The sequence below is a fragment of the Blastocatellia bacterium genome, from assembly GCA_035275065.1.
In the GTDB taxonomy this organism is placed as follows: domain Bacteria; phylum Acidobacteriota; class Blastocatellia; order UBA7656; family UBA7656; genus DATENM01.
In genome coordinates, this window is the sequence record DATENM010000025.1 from 1 (window position 1) to 1,069 (window position 1,069).

2 protein-coding genes are annotated in these 1,069 nt (G+C 52.1%); both read left to right on the forward strand.

Features of this window, described 5'->3' with window-relative positions; all coding sequences use genetic code 11:
• Positions 1-209: 209 nt before the first annotated feature.
• Positions 210-458: a DUF433 domain-containing protein gene (locus VJ464_04705; GenBank protein HKQ04406.1), complete on the forward strand. Its 249-nt coding sequence runs from the start codon at positions 210-212 to the stop codon at positions 456-458.
• Complete coding sequence (locus tag VJ464_04710) at positions 459-809, forward strand: DUF5615 family PIN-like protein (GenBank protein HKQ04407.1); 351 nt, start codon at positions 459-461, stop codon at positions 807-809.
• Positions 810-1,069 lie beyond the last annotated feature (260 nt).

A 1,069-nucleotide genomic window follows, 5' to 3' on the forward strand; every position in this document is an offset into this window, starting at 1 on the left:
TCGGGGCGGATGGGGTGACGAGTTGGCAAGGCTAATGGTTGCGGCGGCGCCCAACAAAGCGTTGCAGCGGAGGCCGTGAGTGCGGTAGTCATCGGTAGCGGAATGCCGCTCACGGCCCCGCTGAACGCGGGCGTTAGACCCACCGACTCGCAGCAGACCAATGCCTGGCAGAGCAGATTGTGCTAAAGTTCTGGTAGGAGATAACGGCTATGGAAGAGCAACAATTACTTGATCGGATTACCCTGAACCCCAAAGTCATGGTCGGGAAGCCAGTCATAAAAGGAACCCGGTTGACGGTTGAATATATCCTGAACTTGCTGGCTTATGGTGCGACTGTAAAAGATATATTAGAAGAATACGAAGGACTCACACAGGAAGATATTCAGGCTTGCTTCTTATTTGCGACCAAGTCTTTGGAAGACACCACCTTTATGCCCTTGGCGGTGGAGGCCACGTAAGTGCGTTTCCTTGTCGATGAGTGTACAGGGCCCAAAGTAGCGAGGTGGTTGAGGGGGCAGGGACATAATGTCTTCTCCGTTTATGAACAAGCACGCGGAATGGATGACGAGGCAATTATCGTAAAGGCCTTTGACGAGAACTGGGTTCTGATTACCAATGATAAGGACTTCGGAGAAAAGGTTTACCGAGAGCACCGACCACACCGAGGCGTTATTTTCTTGCGCTTGAAAGACGAAAGAGCAAGCAACAAGGTGGAGACTCTCCGGCGACTATTGGAAGCATACGCTGACCGACTTCCTGATTGCTTCGTAGTTGTCTCTGAGATAAGAGTCCGTTTTGCCAAGAATTGAAGGGGATATGTCTCCCAAAGCGGGTCTAACAAGGCGTTGCAGCGGAGGCCGCGCCGCGAATCTCTCATCAACATCGGAGTGCCTCACGCGGCCCCGCTGAACGCGGGCGTTAGGCGGCTGCACGAATCTATGAGGCTTATCATGGCTGATGAAAAAGACTGTGTATTCTGTAAGCTCCTAAACGGCGAGATGGAAGCCAGCTTTGTTTATCGGGATAACCTCTGTTCGGCATTTATGGATATTCAGCCGGTTAACGCCGG